Here is a 6,293-nt window from a genome sequence, read left to right as displayed (position 1 = left end):
GGGCCGTCGGCAGTGTTAAAATCCGCGCCATGACACAGATACAACAACAAGTGCAGCTGCTCACCATCGAAGCTGAGCATGACGGGCAGCGCATCGACAATTTTCTCAAGACTCAGCTAAAGGGCGTCCCCAAGAGCCTGATCTATCGCATCCTTCGCAAGGGGGAAGTGCGCGTCAACAAAAAGCGCATCAAACCGGAGTACAAACTCTGCGCCGGTGACGAGGTACGGGTTCCCCCCGTGCGGGTCGCCGAAAAGAACGAATTGCCCTCGGCCAACCTCGGCAGCATTCAGCGTCTGGAGAACCAGATCCTGTTTGAAGACGACGCGATGATCGTGCTCAACAAGCCGTCCGGCATGGCCGTTCACGGCGGCAGCGGGCTGAGCTTCGGGGTCATCGAAGGGCTGCGCGCCCTGCGCCCGGAAGCCCGTTTTCTCGAACTGGTGCATCGTCTCGATCGCGACACTTCCGGTGTGCTGCTGGTCGCCAAGAAGCGCAGCGCCCTGCGCAGTCTGCACGAGCAGCTGCGGGTCAAGACCATGCGCAAACAATACCTGGCGCTGGTACGTGGCCAGTGGCAACCCCACGTCAAGGTGGTCAATGCGCCACTGCGCAAGAATGATCTGCAATCCGGCGAGCGAGTCGTGCGGGTCAGTGCCGATGGCAAGCCGTCTGAAACCCGGTTTCGCATTGCCCGTCAATTCGCCGAGGCGACCCTGGTCGAGTGCAGCCCGATCACCGGCCGTACCCACCAGATCCGGGTGCACACCCTGCATGCCGGCCACCCCATCGCGTGTGACGACAAGTATGGAGAAGCGGCATTTGACGAGAAAATGCGCAGCCAAGGCCTGAAACGGCTCTTCTTGCATGCCTGGCGTCTGACCTTCACTCATCCGGCCGATGGTCGCGAGATGCAGGTCGAAGCGCCCCTGTCGCCCGAGCTCGAGACCTTCCTCAACGGATTGGCGCGCTGATGACGCAGATCCGGCTCGCCATTTTCGACTGGGACGGTACCCTGATGGACTCGGTGGGCCGGATAGTGGCCTGTGTGGCTGCCGCGGCCCGTGACTGTGCCGAGCTGGTACCCACCGCCACCGACACTCACCAGATCATCGGCCTCAGTCTGGAGGTCGGCATCCCCCGGCTGTTTTCCCTGGAGCAGGGCGGTGAGCGAGCCAATGCCCTGATCGCCCGCTATCGCCACCACTACCTGCACGATGCCACTCCCAGCCCCCTGTTTGCCGGGGCGAGGGAGCTGCTGCATGGCTGGCACGAGCAGGGTATTGCGCTGGCGGTAGCGACCGGCAAGTCACGGCGGGGGTTGGACAGGGTACTGGATGAAACCGGGTTGCGGCCACTCTTTGCCGTCACGCGCGGGGCGGATGAGGCCAACTCCAAGCCTGATCCCCTGATGTTGACCCAGATCCTGACCGAGCTGGCGCTGATCCCGTCACAGGCGGTGATGATAGGTGACTCCATCCACGACATGGCGATGGCCGAAGCGCTGGCCATGCCGCGCATCGGCGTAAGCTGGGGCGTGCACGATCGGGGGCGTCTGCAGGCCCACCATCCGCTGGCGGTGGTCGATACCATGGCGGAGCTGAGGGCGCTGCTGGGTTGATGACAAGCACCGGGATGCAATAAAAAACGGAAGCCTTGGCTTCCGTTTTTTATTGCCAACATTCTACCTTCATCAGGGCAGAGAGAGGCCGTGGCGCTCCAGCAGTTCGATCAGTCCGATCAGCGGCAAGCCGATCAGCGCATTGGGATCGCGCCCCTCCAGAGCCTTGAACAGCACGATACCCATGCCTTCACACTTGAAGCTGCCGGCGCAGTCGAGGGGACGTTCGGCCTCCACATAGCGACGGATGGCACTCTCATCCAGCTGGCGAAAATGGACGGTGAAAGGCTCAACCAGCTGCTCGACCCGGCCGGAGGCCGCATCCAGTACGCACAGGCCGGTATAAAAGGTAACGCTGCGCCCCTGGGCCGCCATCAGCTGGGCTACCGCTTGTTCGACCGTTCCCGGTTTCCCCAGGATCCGGCCATCGCAGACGCACACCTGATCCGAGCCGATGATCAGTCCCTGATCACGTAGACCGGCAATGGCACTGGCCTTGGCATGGGCAAGGCGGGCCACCAGCGCCTGTGCCTCTTCACCGGGCAGCACAGATTCATCGACTTCGGGCGCGGCGCACTCAAAGGGGAGGCCCAGCTTTTCCAGCAAGGCTTTGCGGTAACGGGAGGTGGAGGCGAGGATCAGGGGGCGCGACATGGCAATCAGGTATCCAGGTTCAGAAACGGGCAGGCGCCGATGGTATCGTCATCGTGCGGCGCGGGCAAATGTCGCCGCGCTCGCAAGCAGGTGTGCCTGCTCGATGCGCTGGCCTTGCTCAGAACACTGTGCGCGTCGGCTACATCTGGCTGATGGAATGACTTGGTTGTGCTCCCAGTTCGCTGACTGTCTCTGTCCCGTCCGAAAACGGCTATAAGCATAAGAACGGGGTAACGGAGCGATGAGATGAACAAGCTGGGGGCATGGTTGTTGTGGCTGCTCTGTCTGCCGGTCTGGGGACAAGGTTGGCACCTGCAGGCGGGGGAGGAGGGCATATTGCTCTGGACCCGCCCTCATCCACCCGGCGCCTTTCTGGCCTTGCGACTGGAGATGTATGTGGCAGCGCCCCCTGCGACGCTGCTCGCGGTGCTGCGTGATACCGGTCGACATCAGGAGTGGCTGCCCCAAAGCCTGGAGGTGAGGGTGTTGGCCAAGCCCGCCCCCGATGAGGATATTGTCTATACCCGCCTCGCGGCACCCTGGCCCGTACAGGACAGGGAGCTGATCACCCACTCCCGCCTGCAAAGGCTGCCAGATTGCGGCCTGGTGTTGAGCGTCTGGGCGGCCCCCGATGCTTTGCCGCCTTACCCCGGTCGGGTGCGGATCCGCACCAGTGAAGGACGCTGGGAAGCGCTACCTCAGCTGAACGGCACGACGCTGGTGCGCCTCGAAACCTATACCAACCCGGGCGACACGCTGCCCGCCTGGCTCGTCAATCCCATGGCTGCCGACGCTGCGCTGCAGAGTTTTCGCGCCATTCGCCGCCTGATGGAGGGCGCCCCGGTGGGGGGCTGTGCCTGTCTTCATCAGCGACATGGTGGAAAGCATGGTGCTTGTAGCGCCACCCCTTGACAGCGGCAGGGTGGGGAAGTCCGGGCGAATTGGACAAGCAAGTGACGGCAGAACTATCTGACAACTGCCTGGGGCCTGACGCACCAGCAAATCCGGCCAGGATCCGGTGTCGGATCTGCTGGTTTGTGGCATAATCAGGCACCGGTGAACACAAGTTCCGCCATGTGCGGGGGTTGTGAGGTTAAAATCATCGGCGGTAAGGACTTTTTCCTTTGACTATCAGTTGTTGGACCTATAATATTCGCGCCCTATGCAAAAGGTGAAGTTGCCCGTAAAGGTTGATCCAGTCCGTAGTGCCTCGAAGCTGCTCGATTATGTCGGGATAGTGGAAAAGTCGCAGATGCCCAGGCTGGAGGAATCAACCGCAGGCTTGCGGAGTGATATCGATGTATCGCTGCACTTTGGCAAAGATGTCCAGAAGTTGACCGTTATGAAAGGCACTGCCCATGCCAAGGTTGACCTGGTTTGCCAGCGTTGTGGAGAGACATTCGAGCATCTCTGTGAAGCTGAATTTATCTACACTCCGCTGTTCGAAAGAACAAACGAGGAAGAACTGCCGGAAGCTTATGAGCCCATTGAGTTGGACGAAAACGGCGAGATGGATCTTCATCAAATCCTGGAGGATGAACTCATCCTCTCGTTGCCGCAGGTGGCCATGCATCCCATGGATGCTTGCCCGCGCGGTAACATGGAGATGACCTGGGGTGAAATCGAACCTGCTGATGAGCGGCCGAATCCCTTTGCAGTTCTTGAAGAGCTTAAACGTAAGTGAATTTAGGAGTTAGCCTACAATGGCCGTACAACAGAACCGTAAAACCCGTGCCAAGCGTGGCATGCGTCGTTCCCACGATGCGCTGACCACCGCTGCCCTGACTGTTGATCAGACCAGTGGCGAAATCCATCGTCGTCACCACGTGACTGCCGATGGTTTCTACCGCGGTAAAAAGGTAATCGCTTAAGGATTGCCTTTGTCTACGCAAACTGTCGCGCTAGACATCATGGGGGGAGATATTGGCCCCTCGGAAACAGTGCCTGCCGCCGTGCAGGCACTGTCTCTTTTACCCCAACTGAAATTGATCCTGGTCGGTGACCAGCACCAGACCACCTCCCTTCTGCAGCGACACGGCTTGCTCAATCACCCTCGCGTCCGTTTTGTCCATGCCTCCCAGGTCGTTGGGATGGGCGACAAACCGATCGTGGCACTGCGCACCCTGAAAGACTCCTCCATGCGAGTCGTACTCAATCTGGTCAAGAGCGGCGAGGCCGATGCCTGCGTCAGCGCCGGCAACACAGGTGCACTGATGGCCATGGCCAAATGTGTGCTCAAATCCCTGCCCGGCGTCGACCGACCCGCCCTCATCAAGGCACTGCCCACTCTGTCCGGCAAACGCACCGTGATGCTGGATCTCGGTGCCAACGTCAGCTGCGATGCCGACACCCTGCTGCAGTTTGCCGTGATGGGCTCAGTGGTGGCTGAAAAGGTGGAGGGGGTTGCCACTCCTAGGGTGGCCCTGCTCAACGTGGGGGAGGAGGAGATCAAGGGGAACGATCTGGTGCGCCACAGTGCCGAACTGCTGCGCCAGTGCCAGGCGCTCAACTTCGTCGGCTTTGTCGAAGGGGATCGTATTTTTAGCGGCGAGTGCGACGTGATCGTCTGCGACGGTTTTGTCGGCAACGTCGCCCTCAAGACGGCAGAGGGGGTGGTGCGGATGATGGCCCAACTGGCCGGATATCCCCGCAAGAAACGCAGTTTTCTTGGCCGTATCGCCGGATTTATGTTCAAACGACGTTTTTCTTACCTGAACCCCGACCAGTATAACGGTGCAAGTCTGTTAGGATTGCGCGGCATTGTGGTAAAAAGCCATGGGCGTGCCGAACGGCGTGCCCTGTGTAACGCGATCCTGCTGGCCGCGCAAGAGGCCAAGCATCAACTTCCATTGCAAATCGCAGATCGCCTTGAATCTGTCTTTTCCGACAGGGATCTATAAGAACTCTATGCATAGCAAAATTTTGGGTACTGGCAGCTATCTGCCGCACTCAGTACGCACCAACGCCGACCTCGAACAGATGGTAGAGACCAGTGACGAGTGGATTGTGGAGCGTACCGGGATCCGTGAACGCCGCATTGCCGGTGCCGATGAAACCGTTGCAACCCTGTCTCACCAGGCGGCCCTGCGCGCGCTGGATGCCGCAGGTCTGACTGCCGCCGATCTCGACATGATAGTGCTGGCCACCACCAGCGCCGAAAACGCCTTTCCGGCCGCCGCCTGTGAACTGCAGGGGCTGCTCGGGGTGCAAGGGATCCCGGCCTTCGACGTGGCAGCTGCCTGCGCCGGCTTTACCTACGCGCTCTCCATTGCCGATCAGTTCGTCAAATCCGGTGCCGCCCGCCACGTGCTGGTCGTCGGCGCCGATGTTCTGTCGCGCATGTGCGATCCCGAGGATCGCGGCACCATCATCCTGTTCGGAGATGGGGCGGGGGCCGTGGTGATCGGGGCGAGCGACACCCCCGGCATTCTCTCCACCCATTTGCATGCGGATGGCCGTTACGGCGATCTGCTCAAGCTGCCGCAGCCCCGTCGCGGCATGCCGGGGGCCGAGCTCGAAGCCTACATGTACATGAAGGGCAATGATGTTTTCAAAGTCGCGGTCACCCGTCTGAGCGAGATCGTCACCGAAACCCTGGCCGCCGCCGGCATCGAACCGAGCGAGCTGGACTGGCTGGTGCCCCATCAGGCCAACTTCCGCATCATCAGCGCCACCGCCAAGAAGCTTGGCATGGGGCTGGACAAGGTGGTGCTGACCCTCGACAAACACGGCAACACCTCTGCCGCGTCCGTGCCCATCGCCTTCGATGAAGGGGTTCGCGACGGCCGGATCAAACCGGGCCAGCTGGTACTGCTGGAAGCCTTCGGCGGCGGTTTTGCCTGGGGCTCGGCGCTGGTTCGCCTCTGATCGTCAGCGGGATGGGACGAGCGTCTCATCCTGCCGTTCTCATTTTTCTCTTATTTAAAGGAATCAATGATGACCCAATTTGCCATTGCCTTCCCGGGACAGGGCTCCCAAACCGTCGGCATGCTGGCCGAGCTGGCCGAACAACATGCCG

Annotated in this window: 8 protein-coding genes; 7 read left to right on the top strand and 1 reads right to left on the bottom strand. The window is 60.6% G+C overall.

What is annotated here, in order from left to right:
• Positions 1-29 precede the first annotated feature (29 nt).
• Both rluC and CAK78_RS07060 read left to right on the top strand, forming a co-directional pair.
• Positions 30-974 (top strand): 23S rRNA pseudouridine(955/2504/2580) synthase RluC, encoded by a 945-nt coding sequence (gene rluC / locus CAK78_RS07065; RefSeq protein ID WP_094696824.1) that lies wholly within the window; start codon positions 30-32, stop codon positions 972-974.
• The gene (locus tag CAK78_RS07060) at positions 974-1,621 is read left to right on the top strand and encodes an HAD family hydrolase (protein WP_094696823.1); all 648 of its coding nucleotides are present in this window, start codon (positions 974-976) and stop codon (positions 1,619-1,621) included. Before rluC ends, CAK78_RS07060 begins: the two co-directional genes overlap by 1 nt.
• A 72-nt stretch (positions 1,622-1,693) precedes the next feature.
• On the opposite strand, the gene CAK78_RS07055 is transcribed toward CAK78_RS07060, so the two are convergent.
• Positions 1,694-2,275, bottom strand: coding sequence for a Maf family protein (locus tag CAK78_RS07055; protein WP_094696822.1), 582 nt, complete (start codon positions 2,273-2,275; stop codon positions 1,694-1,696).
• 246 nt (positions 2,276-2,521) lie between these two features.
• On the opposite strand from CAK78_RS07055, the gene CAK78_RS07050 reads away from it, so the two are divergent.
• The 5 genes from CAK78_RS07050 to CAK78_RS07030 all read left to right on the top strand — a co-directional run bounded on the left by CAK78_RS07050 (position 2,522) and on the right by CAK78_RS07030 (position 6,142).
• Complete coding sequence (locus CAK78_RS07050) at positions 2,522-3,187, top strand: START domain-containing protein (RefSeq protein ID WP_094696821.1); 666 nt, start codon at positions 2,522-2,524, stop codon at positions 3,185-3,187.
• 250 nt (positions 3,188-3,437) lie between these two features.
• Positions 3,438-3,959, top strand: a complete 522-nt coding sequence (yceD, locus tag CAK78_RS07045; protein WP_010633974.1) for a 23S rRNA accumulation protein YceD — start codon at positions 3,438-3,440, stop codon at positions 3,957-3,959.
• 19 nt (positions 3,960-3,978) lie between these two features.
• Positions 3,979-4,146 carry a 50S ribosomal protein L32 gene (rpmF, locus tag CAK78_RS07040; protein ID WP_005300935.1) on the top strand — a complete coding sequence of 56 codons (168 nt, stop codon included), beginning with the start codon at positions 3,979-3,981 and terminating at the stop codon, positions 4,144-4,146.
• A 9-nt stretch (positions 4,147-4,155) separates the two neighbouring features.
• Positions 4,156-5,175 carry a phosphate acyltransferase PlsX gene (plsX, locus tag CAK78_RS07035; RefSeq protein ID WP_094696820.1) on the top strand — a complete coding sequence of 340 codons (1,020 nt, stop codon included), beginning with the start codon at positions 4,156-4,158 and terminating at the stop codon, positions 5,173-5,175.
• A 7-nt stretch (positions 5,176-5,182) separates the two neighbouring features.
• Positions 5,183-6,142: a beta-ketoacyl-ACP synthase III gene (locus tag CAK78_RS07030; protein WP_094696819.1), complete on the top strand. Its 960-nt coding sequence runs from the start codon at positions 5,183-5,185 to the stop codon at positions 6,140-6,142.
• Positions 6,143-6,293: the final 151 nt, after the last annotated feature.

The sequence above is a fragment of the Aeromonas sp. A35_P genome (assembly GCF_002259925.1).
In the GTDB taxonomy this organism is placed as follows: domain Bacteria; phylum Pseudomonadota; class Gammaproteobacteria; order Enterobacterales; family Aeromonadaceae; genus Aeromonas; species Aeromonas dhakensis.
This window is presented reverse-complemented; position numbering and strand designations above follow the sequence as displayed.

What these genes read in the sequence shown, in the direction of transcription:
- CAK78_RS07055 (WP_094696822.1), bottom strand. Translation starts at nt 2,275, where the DNA reads ATGTCGCGCCCCCTGATCCTCGCCTCCACCTCCCGTTACCGCAAAGCC.
- yceD (WP_010633974.1), top strand. Translation starts at nt 3,438, where the DNA reads ATGCAAAAGGTGAAGTTGCCCGTAAAGGTTGATCCAGTCCGTAGTGCC.
- CAK78_RS07050 (WP_094696821.1), top strand. Translation starts at nt 2,522, where the DNA reads ATGAACAAGCTGGGGGCATGGTTGTTGTGGCTGCTCTGTCTGCCGGTC.
- CAK78_RS07030 (WP_094696819.1), top strand. Translation starts at nt 5,183, where the DNA reads ATGCATAGCAAAATTTTGGGTACTGGCAGCTATCTGCCGCACTCAGTA.
- rpmF (WP_005300935.1), top strand. Translation starts at nt 3,979, where the DNA reads ATGGCCGTACAACAGAACCGTAAAACCCGTGCCAAGCGTGGCATGCGT.
- rluC (WP_094696824.1), top strand. Translation starts at nt 30, where the DNA reads ATGACACAGATACAACAACAAGTGCAGCTGCTCACCATCGAAGCTGAG.
- CAK78_RS07060 (WP_094696823.1), top strand. Translation starts at nt 974, where the DNA reads ATGACGCAGATCCGGCTCGCCATTTTCGACTGGGACGGTACCCTGATG.